Origin of the sequence: Streptomyces sp. NBC_01808, from assembly GCF_035917395.1 — a bacterium.
GTDB lineage: Bacteria > Actinomycetota > Actinomycetes > Streptomycetales > Streptomycetaceae > Streptomyces.
In genome coordinates, this window is record NZ_CP109072.1 from 6,117,118 (window position 1) to 6,133,078 (window position 15,961).

Genomic DNA, 15,961 nt, shown 5'->3' on the forward strand with positions numbered 1-15,961 from the left:
AGGGGGGGGGAGACTGCCGGGTCAGGCGTCGCGCTTCTTCAGCACGAGGTACCCGCCGATCAGCGCCGCCGCCGTCCACGCGCACATGATGCCGAAGCCGCCCCACGGCCCGTACGGCGTCTCGTCGCTGTTCAGCGCGCCGGGCACCACCTGCATGACCCGCGACCCCGCCTGGTCCGGCAGGTACCGCGCGACGTCCCTGGTGGCCGGGACGCCCGCCAGGATCGAGGAGATCAGGAAGAAGAAGGCCATCAGCAGGCCGAGCGAGAGCACCGTGCTGCGCAGCATCGCGGCGACGCCCATGGAGAACATCGCGATGACGCCCATGTACAGGCCGGCGCCGACGACGGCCCGCAGCACGTGCTCGTCGCCGATCGACGCCGAGTGGTCACCGAGCAGGGACTGGCCGAGGAAGAACGTGAGGAAGCTGGTGAGCAGCCCGACGACCAGGGCGAGCAGGGTGGCGACGGCGATCTTCGAGACGTAGAACGTGGCGCGCTGCGGCACCGCGGCCAGCGACGTCTTGATCATGCCGGAGCTGTACTCGGTGCTGATCACGAGCACGCCGAAGACGACCATCGCGAGCTGGCCGAGCATCATGCCGAAGAAGCTCACCAGGGTCGGGTCGAAGGTGAGCCGCTCGGCCTCGGAGAGGTCGTCGAAGGTGGCGTTCATGACGCCGGACAGGAGCGCGCCCACCGCGGCGGTGAGGACCAGCGCGGCGGCCAGCGTCCACATCGTGGAGCTGACCGAGCGGATCTTGGTCCACTCCGACTTGAGCACTGCCGAGGGTGCTGCCATGGCCGTCAGTCTCCCTTGCCCCACTGCGGACCCGGTGCGGGCGGCGCGTTCGGCGCGGGCGGCGCCGGGGGCGCGGCCCCGGCCGCCACGGCGGCGTTCGGGTCGCTCAGATCGTGCGCGTGGTACTCGACCGCCTGGGCGGTCATCTGCATGAACGCCTCCTCCAGGGAGGCCTGTTGCGGGCTCAGCTCGTGCAGCGTCACCCGGTGCTGCGCGGCCAGCTCGCCGACCGGCTCGGCCATGTCGGCGCCCTCGACCTCGAACGCGCCGTCCTCGCGCCGGCTCACGGCCATGCCCGCGGCGCTCGCGGCGTCCTTGAACTGCTCGGGCTGCGGGGTGCGCACGCGCACGTACGACCGCGAGTTCTCCCGGATGAAGCCGGCCATCGAGGTGTCGGCGAGCAGCTTGCCCTGGCCGATGACGACGAGGTGGTCGGCGGTGAGCGCCATCTCGCTCATCAGGTGGCTGGAGACGAAGACCGTGCGGCCCTGGGCGGCCAGGCTCTTCATCAGGTTGCGGATCCAGTGGATGCCCTCGGGGTCGAGCCCGTTGACCGGCTCGTCGAACATCAGGATCTCGGGGTCGCCCAGCAGCGCGTACGCGATGCCGAGGCGCTGGCCCATGCCGAGTGAGAAGCCCTTGGACTTCTTCTTCGCGACCGCCGTCAGACCGACGGTCTCCAGCACCTCGCTCACCCTGGCGGCCGGGATGCGGTTGCTCTGGGCCAGGCACAGCAGGTTGTTGTACGCGCTGCGGCCGCCGTGCATGTTCTTCGCGTCCAGCAGGGCGCCGATGTACTTCAGCGGCTCCTGGAGTTCGCGGTAGTGCTTGCCGTCGATGCGCACAGAACCGGACGTGGGGTTGTCGAGGTCGAGCATCATGCGCATCGTCGTCGACTTGCCGGCGCCGTTCGGGCCCAGGAATCCGGTGATCATGCCGGGCCGCACCTGGAAGGTCAGATGGTCCACGGCGAGCTTGTCGCCGTACCGCTTGGTCAGCCCCTCCAGTTCGATCATGCGCCAACCCTAGGCGGCGAGGTCACCGAATGCATCTCCTGGGAGTAATCGACACAACCGGATTGGCGCCCTCCGTGCGGGGCGGAGGGCGCCGGACACGCACCGTACGGCCGGGCGGGGCGATCCGCCCGGCCGTACCGGACTCAGCGGGACTGCTGGGCGGGCACGCCCGGCTTGTCCTCGACCTCGTCCACCCCGGTCTGGGCGGCGACCTGCGCGCCGGTCAGCGTCGCCAGCATCTCGCGGACGTTGGTGAGCTGGGCGTTGATGCTGTCGCGGCGGTTGGTGAGCGCCGCCAGCTCGCGCTCCGACTCGCTGCGGATCCGCTCGGCCTTGGCGTTCGCGTCCGCCACGATGTCCTCGGACTGGCGCTGCGCGGTCTCGACCGTCTGCCGGGCGCGGCGCTCGGCGTCGGTACGCAGCTTCTCGGCCTCCAGGCGGAGCTGCTCGGCGCGGTGCTCGATCTCCGCGAGCCGCTTCTCGGCCTTGGCCTGGCGGGAGGCGAGGTCGCGCTCGGACTGCTCCCGGCGCTTGGCGAGGTTGGTCTCGAAGTCCGCGGCGGCCTGGGCGGCCTTGGCGCGGGTCTCCTCGAAGAGGGTGTCCGCCTCCTCGCGCTTCGACTGCGCGTCCTTCTGCGCCTCGGCGCGCAGCCCGCTGGCCTCGCCCTTCGCCTTCTCGACGATCCGGGCGCCCTCGTCCTCGGCCTTCGCCTTGCGCTCGGCGGCGAACGACTCGGCGTCGTTGCGCACCTGCTGCGCGGCCGACTCGGCGAGCTCGCGGTGCTGGTCGGCGGCGCGGCGGGCCTCCTCGCGCAGGTCCTTGGCCTCTTCCTCGGCGAGCCGCAGGATCTTCTCCACCCGGGCACCGAGGCCGGCGTACGACGGCTCGGAGTCGGCGATCTGAGCCTGTGCGTTCTGCGTCTCGAGGTGAAGCTCCTCGATCCGCTTCTCAAGAGAGGTGATGCGCGAGAGGGCACTGTCGCGGTCGGCTACGAGCTTGGTGATCCGTTCGTCCACCTGCTCGCGGTCGTATCCGCGCCTTGCGAACTCGAAACCGAAGGGGTTGGCAGTGTCGCTCATGGGGTTCCTGTCGAAAGAGACCGAGTGAGGTGATAAGGGGAATCCTAGGGGTGCTGACGGCGTGTCACAGCGTCAATCCAGGTTTGATCTGGAGAATGTCCGCTCAATCGAGTGGTCTGCCACCGGACTGCTTGCTCCCCGACCGGGCCGCAGCGGCGGCGGGGGCCTTCCCGCCGCCGTCCTTCCCCTTGCTGACCTGGCTGTTCTTGCCATCCTTGGCGTCCTTGCCGTTCGCCCCCGCGGCGCCGGGGCTCTCGAAGGACTCCAGGGCTTCGAGGACGTCCTGCACGCGGGAGATCTCCGCGTTGATGTCCTCGCGTCTGCGGGTGATCAACTCCAGCTCGCGGCGGCCCTCGTCGACCATCCGCTTGGCCTCCGCGCGCGCCTCGGCCTTCGTCCGCTCGGCCGCCTCGAACGCCTCGGCCTGCTTCTGCTCGGCCTCGTTGAGCAGCCCCTCCGCCTTCTTCACCGCGGCGATACGGACCTTGCCTGCCTCGCCCTTGGCGTCGGTGAGCATCTGCTCGGCGCGCGCCTCGGCCGCGTTGAGCTGCTCGTGAGCTGCGGCGACGAGCTTGTCGACGCGCTCGCCCGCAGCCTTGGTGGCCTCGGCGGCCTCGCGCCGGGCGCGGTCGTGCAGCGCGTCGGTCTCGGCCTCCGTGCGGGTACGCAACTCCTCGGCGCGCTCGCGGATCGCGTGGGAGTCCCTGCGGGCCTCCTCCAGCATCCGGTCGGCGTCGGCGCGGGCCTTCTCCACCAGACCGCTCGCCTCCGAGGTGGCGTCGCGCACCAGCCGATCGGATTCCTTGCGGGCGGCGGCGACCATCACGTCGGCCTGCTCCTCGGCCGCCGCGGTGGCCCTGGTGGCCTCCTCGTGCGCCTTCTCGACCAGCTTGTCGGCCTGTTCCGCGGCCTCCGTACGGCGCTTCGCGGCATCGCCGCGGGACTCGTCCCGGACCCTTTCCGCCTCGGTACGCAGGCGTTCGGCTTCTGCTAGCGCGTCGTTGACGGTCGATTCCGCCAACTCCTTGGCGGCGTCCGTCTCTTCCTTGGTCTCCCGGCGCAGCGTGGCCGCGGCGTGCTCCGCGGCCGACCGCAGGCCCGCGATCTCCTCGTCGGCCTGCGCCCGCAGTTCGCTGACCGAGTCCCGCACCTGCTGGGCGGTCTGCTCGGCCGCGGTCACCAGCTCGCGCGCCCGGCGCTCCGACTCCTCGGTGACCCGGGCGGCTTCGGCCTGCGCCTCCTCGACCCGCTTGCGGGCCGAGGCCAGCAGCTCCTCGGCCTGCCGGGTGGCCTGCGTACGCTCGCGCTCCGCCTCGCCGCGGGCGGCGGTCAGCATGTCCTCCGCCTCGCGCCGCCGGCGCGCGGCCTCCTCCTGCGCCGCGGTCAGCGCCTCCTGCGCCTCCGCCGCCAGCCGCTCGGCGGCGGCGGACGCCTCCGAGCGGATCCGGTCGGCCGCCTCCTGGGCCTCGCGCCGCAGCCGCTCGGACTCGCCGGTGGCGTCCTCGTGCAGCCGCTGGGCGGCGGCCTCGGCCTCGGCGCGGGTCGTGGCCGTCTCCGCGGCGGCCTCCTCGCGCATCCGGGTCGCCTCGGCCTGCGCCTGCTGCTGGAGCGTACGCAGCCGCTCCGCGGCCTCCGCGCGCAGCCGCTCGGTCTCCTCCGCGGCCTCCCGGCGGATCCGCTCCGCCTCGCCGCGGGCCGCGGCCAGCGCCTCGTCGGCGGCCGTGACCCGGGCGGCCGCCTCCTGCTGGAGCCGGTCCAGCTCCGTCTGCACCTCGGCCCGGCGGGCGGTGACGGCCTCGTCGGCCTCGGTACGGGTCTTGCGCGCGGCCTCCGCCGCCGCCTCGGTGATCTTCGCGGCCTGCGCCTCGCCCTCGGCGCGCAGCTCGTCGGCCTCGGTACGGGCCTTGGCCAGCGCCTCCTCGGCCCGCTCGCGCAGCGTCGCGGCCCGCTCCACGGCCTCGCCCCGTACCCGCTCGCCCTCGGCCGTCGCGGCCTCGCGCAGCTCCTCGGCGTCCGTGCCGGCCTTCGCGAGCAGCTCCTCGGCGGACTTCGCCGCCTCCTCGATCTGCGCGACCGCGTCCCTGCGGGCCTCGCCGCGGATCCGCTCGCCCTCGGCGGTGGCCTCCGCGCGCAACTGCTCGGCCTCGTCCCGCAGCCGCCGGGCCTCGCCCTGCAACTCGACCGTCTTGGCCCGGAACTCCTCGGTGTCGTCCTTGGCCGCGCCCTTGAGCTGCTCGGCCGCCGCCGCGGCCTCGTTCCGCAGCCGCTCGGCCTCGGCCTCCGCCTCGCGGCGGATCCGGTCGGCCTCCTCGCCGGCGGCCGCGGTGGTGTCCTCGGCCTGCTTGGACGCCTTGTTGAGCACGTCCTCCGCGGTCTTGGCGGCCTTGGCGATGGCGTTCGCGCTGTCCTCCGCGGAGCGCGTACGTGCCGTCTCCTCGGCCTCCGCGATCAGGGCCTCTGCCTGGGTACGGGCGTCGGCCCGCACCTGCTCGGCCTCCGCCTTGATCGCCTCGGCCTCCTTGGTGGCCTCGCCGACCAGCCGCGCGATCTCGTTGCGCGTGGTGCGCATCCGCTGGTCCGCGCCCGCCTCGGTCTCGGCGATCTTCTTGGTCGCCGCCTCCTCGGCCTTCGCCACCAGACGGTCCGCCTCGGTGCGCGCGGCGCGCAGCGAGGTCTCGGCCTCCGCCAGCTTCTCCTCGGCCCGGCGCTGCGCCTCGGCCGCCTCCCGGCGGGCCTCCTCCGCCTCGCCGGCCGAGGAACTGCGCAACTGCTCGGCGTGGGTGGTGGCCTCCTGGGCCTGGGTGGACGCGGCGTTCAGCAGCCGCTCGGCGTCGGCGCGGGCGCGCCGCAGCAGATCGTCGGCCTCCGCCCGGGCGGCCTCGGCCTCGCTGCCGACCCGCTGGCGGGCCTGCTCCGACTGGCGCTGCGCCTCGGCCCGGGCGGCGGCGATGAGCCGGTCCGCCTCGGTCCTGGTCTCGTCCATGAGCCGGCGGGCCTGCGCCTCGGTACGGGAGCGCAACTGCTCGGCCCACGACACGTTCTCGTTGACGTGGGTCTCGACGGTGGTGCGGCGTTCCGCCAGCTCCTCGTCCAGCCGCTGCCGCCGGGCGATCGCCTCGGCGTGCAGGTCGGCCTCCATCCGGGCCTGGCGCTCGGCGTGCTCCTGGAGCAGCCGCTGCGCCTGGGCGCGGGCCTCGCGCAGCTCGCGCTCGACGTCGGCGCGCAACTGGTCTGCCTGGGCCTGGGCGTTGCGCAGCAACTGCTCGGCCTGGTGCGAGGCGCTGTCGAAGGAGGTACGGGCGCCGAGTCCGCGGCGCGCCTCGTGCAGCTTGGCGCGCAACACCTCGACCTGGTAGCCGAGGTCCTCGGCGTGCTGGACGGCCTTCTCCCGCTCCTTCTTCAGCCGCTCGATCTCGGCCTCGAACTGCGAGAGCCCGTCCATGACGGCGTCAGGCTCGTAGCGGTCGTAGCCCCGCACTGCGCGGTCCCATCCGTCCCCGGGTCGTTTCTGCCTGCTGGCAATGGCGATGACGTGTGCTGCGTTCGTGTGCTGGTATCGATGGTGTCAGATGATCGGGCCGCCCAGGACGCGGGCGGCCCCCTGCACTCTACCGGCCACGGGAATCAAAGGTCAGTGTGCGCCCGCGGCCGATGCGGAAGTGACCAGTTCCGTCAGCACGCCGTGGCAGTCCTTGGGGTGCAGGAAGGTGATCCGCGAGCCCATCGAGCCGCGCCGCGGCTCGTCGTAGAGGACGCGTACGCCCTTGTCACGGACGGCGGCGGCGTCGGCGGCGACGTCCGGGGTGCCGAAGGCGATGTGGTGGACGCCCTCCCCGTTCTTCGCCAGCCACTTGCCGACCGCGGAGTCCTCGCGGATGGGTTCGAGCAGTTGCAGGTACGAGGCGCCGCCGTCGGACGTGTCGTTGATCTTCAACATGGCCTCGCGGACCCCCTGCTCCTCGTTGACCTCGGTGTGGAACACCTCGAAGCCGTAGGTGGCGCGGTAGAACTCGACGGTGGCGTCAAGGTCATGACAGGCGATTCCGATGTGGTCGATGCGCGTCAGCATGCGCACAGTCCACCGCCGCCGGGAAGGTTACGCAACGTGCGCACGGTCACACCGAACGAACCGTGACCCGGGCGCGAACCGCTCAGTACGCTGAAGTTAACCCTCATTCACTCCTCCCCCGAAGGGGACGCGCATGACTGGCAGCGGCACTTCAGGCACCACGTCCGTGATCGTCGCGGGCGCCCGTACCCCCATGGGGCGCCTCCTCGGCTCCCTGCGGGCCTTCTCCGGCGCGGATCTGGGCGGCTTCGCCATCGAGGCGGCCCTGGCGCGTGCGGGCGTCGCGGCCGGCCAGGTGGAGTACGTGATCATGGGGCAGGTGCTCCAGGCCGGGGCCGGGCAGATCCCGGCCCGGCAGGCCGCGGTCAAGGCGGGCATCCCGATGAGCGTGCCCGCGCTGACCGTGAACAAGGTGTGCCTCTCCGGGCTCGACGCCATCGCCCTGGCCGACCAGCTCATCCGCGCCGGCGAGTTCGACATCGTCGTCGCCGGCGGCCAGGAGTCCATGACCAACGCCCCGCACGTGCTGCCGAAGTCCCGCGAGGGCGTGAAGTACGGCGCCCTGCAGATGCTCGACTCCATGGCGCACGACGGGCTCACCGACTCCTTCGAGGGCATCGCCATGGGCGAGTCCACCGAGAAGCACAACGCCCGCCTCGGCATCGCCCGCGAGCCGCAGGACGCCTTCGCCGCCGCCTCCCACCAGCGGGCCGCCGACGCGCGGGAGCGCGGGATCTTCGCCGAGGAGATCACCCCGGTCGAGCTGCCCGCGCGCAGGGGTGCGGCCGTCGTCGTCGACACCGACGAGGGCATCCGCCCGGACACCACCGCCGAGGGCCTGGCCAAGCTGCGCCCCGCCTTCGCGCCCGACGGCACGATCACCGCAGGCACCGCCTCGCAGATCTCCGACGGCGCCGCCGCCGTTGTCGTCATGAGCCGTGCCAAGGCCGAGGAGCTGGGGCTGACCTGGCTGGCCGAGATCGGCGCCCACGGGAACGTGGCGGGCCCGGACAACTCCCTGCAGTCCCAGCCCTCGAACGCCATCCTGCACGCGCTGAAGAAGGAGGGCATCGACGTCGGCGACCTCGACCTCATCGAGATCAACGAGGCCTTCGCCGCCGTTGCCGTGCAGTCCATGAAGGACCTCGGCGTCACCCCCGAAAAGGTGAACGTCAACGGCGGCGCCATCGCGCTGGGTCACCCGATCGGGGCGTCCGGCGCCCGGCTCGTCCTGCACCTCGCCCTCGAACTGAAGCGCCGCGGCGGCGGCGTCGGCGCGGCCGCCCTGTGCGGGGGCGGCGGCCAGGGCGACGCGCTGGTGGTGCGGGTCCCGCGGGCCTGAGGCCGGCGCCACGGGCGCGGCGGCCCGGTCCGTACGGTGACCGGGGCAGGGGAGGGGCCGGGGAGCAGGCCCCGTACGGACGCAAGGAGCGATCACACATGCCAGCCGCAGACGTAGCCGCGCTCGTGGCCGCCGCCCGCGAGGGCAGCCCGCGGGCCGTCGCCCGGCTCATCACCCTGGTCGAGGGCGCGTCGCCGCACCTGCGGGAGGTGATGGCCGCCCTCGCCCCGCTGGCCGGCCGCGCCTACGTCGTCGGGCTCACCGGAGCGCCCGGCGTCGGCAAGTCCACGTCCACCTCTGCCCTGGTCACCGCGTACCGCAGGCGCGGCAAGCGGGTCGGCGTGCTGGCCGTCGACCCCTCCTCGCCGTTCTCCGGCGGGGCGCTGCTCGGCGACCGGGTGCGGATGGGCGCGCACGCCTCCGACCCCGGCGTCTACATCCGCTCCATGGCCACCCGCGGCCACCTCGGCGGGCTCGCCTGGTCCGCGCCGCAGGCGATCCGCGTGCTGGACGCCGCCGGCTGCGACGTGGTGCTGGTGGAGACCGTCGGCGTCGGGCAGTCGGAGGTGGACATCGCCGGGCAGGCCGACACCTGCGTGGTGCTGCTTGCGCCCGGCATGGGCGACGGCATCCAGGCGGCCAAGGCCGGGATCCTGGAGATCGGCGACGTGTACGTGGTGAACAAGGCCGACCGCGACGGCGCCGACGCCACCGCCCGCGAGCTGAACCACATGCTCGGCCTCGGCGAGGCCCGCGCCCCCGGCGACTGGCGCCCGCCCATCGTCAGGACCGTCGCCGCCCGCGACGAGGGCACCGACGAGGTCGTCGAGGCGCTGGAGAAGCACCGGGCCTGGATGGAGGAGCACGGCGTGCTGGCCGCGCGCCGGCTGCGGCGGGCGGCCGGGGAGGTCGAGACGATCGCGGTCACGGCGCTGCGCGAGCGCATCGCGGACCTGCACGGCGACCGGCGGCTCTCGGCGCTCGCCGAGCGGATCACCGCGGGCGAGCTGGACCCGTACGCCGCCGCCGACGAACTGCTGGAGGGCCTCACCGGCGGCTGACCGCGCGGGCGGGGGGCCGTACGAACCGGAGGCCCGGTCCGTACGCGCTCCGCCCGCGTCCGCTACCTGCCGTACCCCGCGGGAGTGCCGCCCGGCACGCCCTGCTGGTGCGGCACGGCCCCCGTCGCCAGCCCGGCCTGCATCGTCTCGGTCGACTGCAGCAGCACCTGCCCGGCGCCCGTGAACTGGAACTGGTGCTCCTCGCCGGACGCGCCGCCGATGCCGGTCATCGCGCGGATCCCGCCGAGGAGACCCTGCATGTACCCGTGGTCGTAGTGGTGGCACGGCGAGGGGCAGTCGGCCCAGCCCACCAGCGCCTGCGGGTCCACCCGGATCGGCGGCTCGACGAAGACGACGGCGCCGTTGGAGACGGCGACGAACTTGCCCGTGCCGATCAGCGTCAGGAAGCCCGGCACGATGGACTGCTTCAGCTCCAGACCCGGCTCGAACGCGAGCAGGTTCCCGGAGCGGATCGTGAGGTTGCCGTCGTCCAGGTCGAAGGAGTTGACGTCGAACGCCCGGTCCGCGAGCACCATCACGCCGCTGCCCCGCGCCACCACCCAGTCCGCGGCGTGCAGCGGCGAGTGGAAGCTCCCGGCCACCAGCCCGTCGAACGCCCCGTGGCCGACGCCCTCGAAGGAGATCTGCCCGTAGTAGGCGATCATCTTCCCCTTCTGCAGGAACCACTGCCCGTTCAGCGCGACGCTGAAGGCGTACGGGTGGACGTTGTCGTTGCGCGGCAGCGTGTTCATGTCGTGGACGACGGGTCCGGCGGTCACAGCTTCTCCTCCGATGCCTGCACGTAGACCGTGCCGTTGCCCGACAGTTCCAGTTGGAACGCCTCGCCGGAGCCGCGGCCCACCATGTCGCGCCAGCCGAGCGCGGTGGAGAGCTTGTTCTGCACCTGGCCGCGGTGGGCGACGTACGCCTGCGGGTCGACGTGCACCGGGCGCTGCGGGGTGATCGGCAGTTCCAGCACGCCGCCGTGGGCCATCACCGCCACCGCGCCGTGGCCGGCGAGGGTGGTGGTGAAGAGGCCCTGTCCGGTGACCTGGCCGCGGACCATGCCCATGACGCCGCCCTGCGAGCCCATGAACATGGTGCCCTGCTGGAGCGAGCCGTCGAAGGCCAGCAGCCGGTCGGCCTCCACGTACAGGGTGTCGCCGGCCATCTCGATCACGTGCACCTCGTGGCCGCCGTGCCCGAACATCACCGTGCCCGAGCCCTCGACGGTCATCAGCGGCGTCGCCTCGTTCGCCACCCGGCGGCCGATCATCGAGGTCAGCCCGCCCTGGCCGCCCTGGATATTGGGCGTGAACCTGACCTGCCCGGTGTACGCGAGCATCGCCCCCCGCTGGCTGAACATCGTCTGGCCGGGCAGCACCTGCGCCTCGGCGATCTTCGAATTGAGCATCCGGAACGGCATCTAGACCGCACCCCCCACCGTGTTGCGCTCGCTGGGCTGTACGTAGACCAGCCCGTCCCCCTCGAAGCGGATCTGGAACCCCTCGCCGCCCCCCTCGCCTATGAGGGTGCGGAACGTGGCGCCGGACTGGAAGTGCTGCTGCACGTGCCCGGTGTGCGCGACGTACGCGCCCGGGTCGACGACCAGCGGCGTGCCCGGCGTCACCCGCAGCACCACCGCGGGCCCGTCCGACATGATCGCCGCCTGTCCGGTGCCCTCCACCGTGGTGGTGAAGAGCCCGGTGCCGGTACTCGCGCCGCGCATCCCGGTGAAACTCGTCCCCGTCTTCAGCCCGCCGTCGGTCGCCAGCAGGTTGCTCGATTCCACGTACAGCTTGTCGGCCTGGAGGCCGACCAGATTGATCACGCTGGCCCGGTCGGCGAAGTAGCAGGTGCCCTGCCCCTTCACCTCCATCAGCTCCATGGACTCGCCGGTCAGCCGGCGCGTCACCATCCCCCGTATCCCCTCGCCGCCCCCCGTGAGCTTCTTGAACGCCATCTGGCCGTCGTAGGCGACCATCGAGCCGTTCTTCGCTTTCACCGCGTCGCCGGCCATGTCCACGGCCAGCACCTTGCTGCCTTGCAGTCGAAACTGAGCCACGGGGCGACGCTAGCGGCTCGGCCACCCCTCCCGGAAGGCCGGGTATGAGCGGCTGACACAATGGGGTCCAGTTTGCCCGGGGAGATCCCCCGGATTCCGGACGATCCGAAGGCTCTCCCGTGGACATCGACACCGCATCCGCACTCCGCCGGCTCCGGCTGATCTCGGCCCCCGAGGCGGTCTCCTTCCTCCTGCTGCTCGTGTGCTCCGTGCTCAAGCGAACGACGGACTTCGACGCGGTCCCGGTGATGGGCATGATCCACGGACTGCTCTTCATCGGGTACGTGCTCTTCCTCGCCGACGCCTGGAACCGCACCCGCTGGCCGCTCAAGCGCGGGGCGCTGTACTTCGTGCTCGCCGTGCTGCCCGGCGGCGGCTTCGTCGCCGAGCGCATGCTGCGCCGCGAGCTGGAGGCCGGGATCATCGCCGACCGCGCCCGCCGCGAGGGTGTCGTCGGTACCTGACCGCCGCCCGCCGGCTCCCCGTCCGGCCCCTTCGCGGGACGGAAACCCCCGCACGGCCCTCCCCGGTTCGACAGGCAGTCAATTTCCGCTTTTGGTGGGATATGTCGGCGTTGTCGTATCTGCGGAGGGGCCGTGCGGCCGGAAGGCTATGACTACGAGAAGTTCAGCCGCCTCGCGGGGCCGCTGACGGATCCCGATCCGTCCCGCCCCTACCGGGTGCGCTACACGCGCCTGCTCTCCCGTGAGCCCCACCGCGTCCGGGCGGTCCTGCTCATGGCCCTCGCGCCGCTGCTGTCCTGCGCCCTGCTGCTCTACCTCGTCTGGCCCTCGCACTGGACCGAGCGCACCGGCGCCCCGCCCTGGCTGCTCACCGCGGACGCGGTCATGCTCATATCGATCGGGCTGATCGAGTCGTTCCGGCTGGTCAACGTCGTCTCGATCGCGCACGCCACGATGGTCGCCCGGGACCCGGTCCCGGTCACCGCGGAGCCCGGCACCCGGGTCGCGTTCCTCACCACGTACGTGCCGGGCAAGGAACCCATCGCCATGGTGCGCGCCACGCTCACCGGCGCGGTCGCGCTGCGGCACGACGGACCGCTGGACGTCTGGCTGCTGGACGAGGGCGACGACCCCGAGGCCCGGGCGCTCTGCGCGGAGCTGGGCGTACGGCACTTCAGCCGCAAGGGCGTGCCGCAGTGGAACGCCGAGGAGGGCCCGCACCGTGCGAAGACCAAGCACGGGAACTACAACGCCTGGATCGCCGCGTACGGCGACGGCTACGACTTCTTCGCCTCGGTCGACACCGACCACGTGCCGCTGCCGAACTACCTGGAGCGGATGCTCGGCTACTTCCGCGACCCCGACGTCGCCTTCGTCGTCGGCCCGCAGGTCTACGGCAACTACGACACCGCCGTCACCAAGTTCGCGGAGAGCCAGCAGTACCTCTTCCACGCGCTGATCCAGCGCGCCGGCAACGCCTACGGCTCGCCCATGTTCGTCGGCACCAACAACGCCGTACGCATCACCGCGCTCCGGCAGATCGGCGGCCTCTACGACTCGATCACCGAGGACATGGCCACCGGCTTCGAGCTGCACCGCACCCGCAACCCGGCCACCGGCCGGCACTGGTCGTCGGTCTACACCCCGGACGTGCTGGCCGTCGGCGAGGGTCCCAGCTCCTGGACCGACTTCTTCACCCAGCAACTGCGCTGGTCGCGCGGCACGTACGAGACGCTCATCGGCCAGTACGGGCGCGGCAAGGGGCGCTTCCCCCTCCCGCGGCTCCTCAACTACTCGCTCATGCTCGTCTATTACCCGATGACCGCGGTCAACTGGCTCCTCGGCGCGCTGAGCTGCACCCTCTTCCTCTGGCTCGGCTCCTCCGGGACCCAGGTGCCGGCCCCGATCTGGCTGATGCTCTACAGCGACGCGGCGGCCCTGCAGATCGGCCTCTACCTGTGGAACCGGCGGCACAACGTCTCGCCGCACGAGCCCGAGGGCTCCGGCGGCCTCGCCGGGATGCTGATGTCGGCGATGTCGGCGCCGATCTACTTCACCTCCTTCAAGGCGGCGGTGCTGCGCCGGCCGTGCCGCTTCGTGGTCACGCCCAAGGGCGGCGACGCGAGCCCCGACCGGCTGGCGACGTTCCGCATCCACTTCTTCTGGGCGGGGGTCCTCGCGGTCTCGTTCCTGGCGTCGGTGGTGCTGGGCCACACGCACGTCGCGATGCGCACCTGGACGGTGCTCGGGGTGTGCCTCTCGCTCGCGCCGGCGGCGATCTGGCTCTGGTCCTCGTGGCAGGTACGGAGCGCGAACCGGCGCGAGGACGTCAGGCGCCGGGCGGCGGTGGCCGCCGCCGCTGCCGTACGCGGCCGGGCCAGGGGGCTGCGGACGCGGCTGTGGAAGCCGGCCAGGGCGGCCGAGGACGCGGGCGCGGGCGCCGGCAGTGCCGCGGCACCGGCCCCCGCCGCCGCCGCCTCCACCGCCTCCACCGCGACCACGGCCACGGCCACGGCCACCGCGACGACTTCCACCGCGACGACGGCGACGGCGGCCACGGCGACCACCACTGCGACGACGAGCGGGAGGAGCTGATCCATGGGGTACCGGCCCGGCAAACGGTTCAAGAAGGCGGCGATAGGCGCGGGCGTGGTCCTGGTGCTGGCGGCACTCAACGCCCCCGCGGCCATCGGCTTCGCCGAGGAGCAGTACCACGAGTACCGAATATCCCGGCCGGGTTACCAGCGGGAGTTCGGCTCCTGGCAGGTGCAGGACACCCCGGACTCGTACCACCTCAACGCCATCCACGCCACGCTGCTGCACACCGGCAAGGTGCTGCTCATCGCCGGTTCGGGCAACGACCAGAAGCAGTTCGACGCCGGCACCTTCCGCACCATCCTGTGGGACCCGCAGAAGAACAGCTACCAGGAGATACGCACCCCCGCCGACCTGTTCTGCGCCGGCCACACCCAGCTCGCCGACGGCCGGCTGCTGGTCGCCGGCGGCACCGCCCGCTACGAACTCCTCGACGGCGACGTCGAGCGCGCCGGCGGCCGGATGCTGGTGAAGAACGAGAACCCGGACAAACCCGCCAGGCTCAAGAAGGGCACCGGCTTCATCGCCCCCTCCGGGCTCGTCTACCGCACCACCGCCGCCGTCACCGTCCCGGCCGCGGAGAAGAAGACCGCCAAGCGCGGCAAGAAGACGGTCGTCACGGCCGCCGAGGCCAACGTCTTCGTCGAGGCCGAGGAGGAGGGCCGCGGCTACATCCAGGACCGGCAGGCGCAGTACGCCGTCGAGGGCCTGACGGGCAAGCAGGCGGACAACGTCTACGGCCTGGCGCAGAAGCTCACCATGGACAAGCAGGACTTCCAGGGGATCAAGGACACCTTCGAGTTCGACCCGGTCCAGGAGCGCTACGTGCGCGTCGACCCGATGGACAAGGCCCGCTGGTACCCCACCCTCGTGACGCTGCCCGACGGCAAGGTCCTCTCGGTCTCCGGCCTCGACGAGTCGGGCGAGATCCTCTACGGCGACAACGAGGTCTACGACCCGAAGACCAAGAAGTGGGCCAAGGCGCCGAACCGCTACTTCCCGACGTACCCCGCGCTCTTCCTCACCGCGGGGGGCAAGCTCTTCTACTCCGGCGCCAACGCCGGTTACGGCCCGGCCGACCGCGGCCGCAAGCCCGGGATCTGGGACCTGAGGGACAACTCCTTCACCACCGTGCCCGGCATGACCGACCCCGACCAACTGGAGACCGCCGGCTCGCTGCTGCTGCCGCCCGCGCAGGACCAGAAGGTCATGGTGCTCGGCGGCGGCGGGGTGGGGGAGTCGGCGAAGTCGACGCCGCGCACCTCGATCATCGACCTGACCAAGGACCGGCCGGCGTACGCGGACGGCCCCGAACTGCCGCAGGGCACCCGGTACCTCAACAGCGTGATCATGCCGGACGACACGGTCTTCACCAGCGGCGGCTCCGCCGACTACCGCGGCCGCGGCGACAGCGACATCCACAAGGCCCAGTTCTACGACCCGGGCACCAACTCCTTCACCCGCGCCGCCGATCCGAAGGTCGGCCGCAACTACCACTCCGAGGCCGTGCTGCTGCCCGACGGCCGGGTGGCCACCTTCGGCTCCGACTCCCTCTTCGGCGACAAGGCCAACACCATGCCCGGCACCTTCGAGAAGCGCATCGAGATCTTCACCCCGCCGTATCTGCACCAGGCCGAGGACGGCAAGCGGCTGTCGATCGGCGCGGGCCCCGAGCGGCCGGGGCGCGGGCAGGAGGCGACGTACGAGGTCGGGGGGGCCGGGCGGGTGGCGAAGGCGCGGCTGATCCGGCCGGGTTCCGTCACCCACGTCACGGACGTCGAGCAGCGCTCGATCCAGTTGGCCGTGAAGAAGAGCCCCGGGAAGGTGACGGTGACGGTGCCGGCGGACCCGAGCCTGGTGCCGCCCGGCTGGTACATGCTCTTCGTCGCCGACGGCAAGGGCGTGCCGTCCGAGGCGAAGTGGGTGCACGTGCCCTGACAAGCCCGTCGGCGGGGCCGCTGCCCCTCGGC

Annotated in this window: 13 protein-coding genes; 5 read left to right on the top strand and 8 right to left on the bottom strand. The window is 72.2% G+C overall.

Annotated elements, in window-relative coordinates; all coding sequences use genetic code 11:
• Nucleotides 1-21: 21 nt before the first annotated feature.
• The 5 genes from OG946_RS27175 to mce form a co-directional block, all read right to left on the bottom strand.
• The gene (locus OG946_RS27175; RefSeq protein ID WP_326798616.1) at nt 22-801 is read right to left on the bottom strand and encodes an ABC transporter permease subunit; all 780 of its coding nucleotides are present in this window, start codon (nt 799-801) and stop codon (nt 22-24) included.
• Between the two features lie 5 nt (nt 802-806).
• The gene (locus OG946_RS27180) at nt 807-1,817 is read right to left on the bottom strand and encodes an ABC transporter ATP-binding protein (protein ID WP_326798617.1); all 1,011 of its coding nucleotides are present in this window, start codon (nt 1,815-1,817) and stop codon (nt 807-809) included.
• A 143-nt stretch (nt 1,818-1,960) separates the two neighbouring features.
• Complete coding sequence (locus tag OG946_RS27185; protein WP_326798618.1) at nt 1,961-2,896, bottom strand: cellulose-binding protein; 936 nt, start codon at nt 2,894-2,896, stop codon at nt 1,961-1,963.
• A 103-nt stretch (nt 2,897-2,999) separates the two neighbouring features.
• The gene (scy, locus tag OG946_RS27190) at nt 3,000-6,374 is read right to left on the bottom strand and encodes a polarized growth protein Scy (protein WP_326798619.1); all 3,375 of its coding nucleotides are present in this window, start codon (nt 6,372-6,374) and stop codon (nt 3,000-3,002) included.
• A gap of 153 nt (nt 6,375-6,527) precedes the next feature.
• Nucleotides 6,528-6,965, bottom strand: a complete 438-nt coding sequence (mce, locus tag OG946_RS27195) for a methylmalonyl-CoA epimerase (protein WP_326798620.1) — start codon at nt 6,963-6,965, stop codon at nt 6,528-6,530.
• 133 nt (nt 6,966-7,098) lie between these two features.
• Between mce and OG946_RS27200 the strand changes: the two genes are divergently transcribed.
• Together OG946_RS27200 and meaB are read left to right on the top strand one after the other, a co-directional pair.
• Nucleotides 7,099-8,307 (top strand): acetyl-CoA C-acetyltransferase, encoded by a 1,209-nt coding sequence (locus tag OG946_RS27200; protein ID WP_326798621.1) that lies wholly within the window; start codon nt 7,099-7,101, stop codon nt 8,305-8,307.
• A gap of 98 nt (nt 8,308-8,405) precedes the next feature.
• Complete coding sequence (gene meaB, locus OG946_RS27205; protein ID WP_326798622.1) at nt 8,406-9,368, top strand: methylmalonyl Co-A mutase-associated GTPase MeaB; 963 nt, start codon at nt 8,406-8,408, stop codon at nt 9,366-9,368.
• 62 nt (nt 9,369-9,430) lie between these two features.
• Here the strand turns inward: meaB and OG946_RS27210 are convergent, their stop codons facing one another.
• From OG946_RS27210 to OG946_RS27220, 3 genes are read right to left on the bottom strand one after another with little or no spacing between them, the layout of a single operon-like run.
• The gene (locus OG946_RS27210; protein ID WP_326800378.1) at nt 9,431-10,120 is read right to left on the bottom strand and encodes an AIM24 family protein; all 690 of its coding nucleotides are present in this window, start codon (nt 10,118-10,120) and stop codon (nt 9,431-9,433) included.
• Nucleotides 10,121-10,143: 23 nt separating this feature from the next.
• Nucleotides 10,144-10,794 carry an AIM24 family protein gene (locus OG946_RS27215; RefSeq protein ID WP_326798623.1) on the bottom strand — a complete coding sequence of 217 codons (651 nt, stop codon included), beginning with the start codon at nt 10,792-10,794 and terminating at the stop codon, nt 10,144-10,146.
• On the bottom strand, nt 10,795-11,433 hold the full coding sequence (locus OG946_RS27220; protein WP_078898453.1) for an AIM24 family protein: 639 nt from the start codon (nt 11,431-11,433) through the stop codon (nt 10,795-10,797).
• Nucleotides 11,434-11,552: 119 nt separating this feature from the next.
• On the opposite strand from OG946_RS27220, the gene OG946_RS27225 reads away from it, so the two are divergent.
• The 3 genes from OG946_RS27225 (at nt 11,553) to OG946_RS27235 (ending at nt 15,929) form a co-directional block, all read left to right on the top strand.
• A complete protein-coding gene (locus tag OG946_RS27225; RefSeq protein ID WP_125937252.1) occupies nt 11,553-11,897 on the top strand; it encodes a DUF3817 domain-containing protein in 345 nt (114 codons plus the stop codon).
• A 132-nt stretch (nt 11,898-12,029) separates the two neighbouring features.
• Nucleotides 12,030-13,991 (top strand): glycosyltransferase family 2 protein, encoded by a 1,962-nt coding sequence (locus OG946_RS27230; RefSeq protein WP_326798624.1) that lies wholly within the window; start codon nt 12,030-12,032, stop codon nt 13,989-13,991.
• Between the two features lie 3 nt (nt 13,992-13,994).
• Nucleotides 13,995-15,929, top strand: coding sequence for a kelch motif-containing protein (locus OG946_RS27235; protein ID WP_326798625.1), 1,935 nt, complete (start codon nt 13,995-13,997; stop codon nt 15,927-15,929).
• Nucleotides 15,930-15,961: the final 32 nt, after the last annotated feature.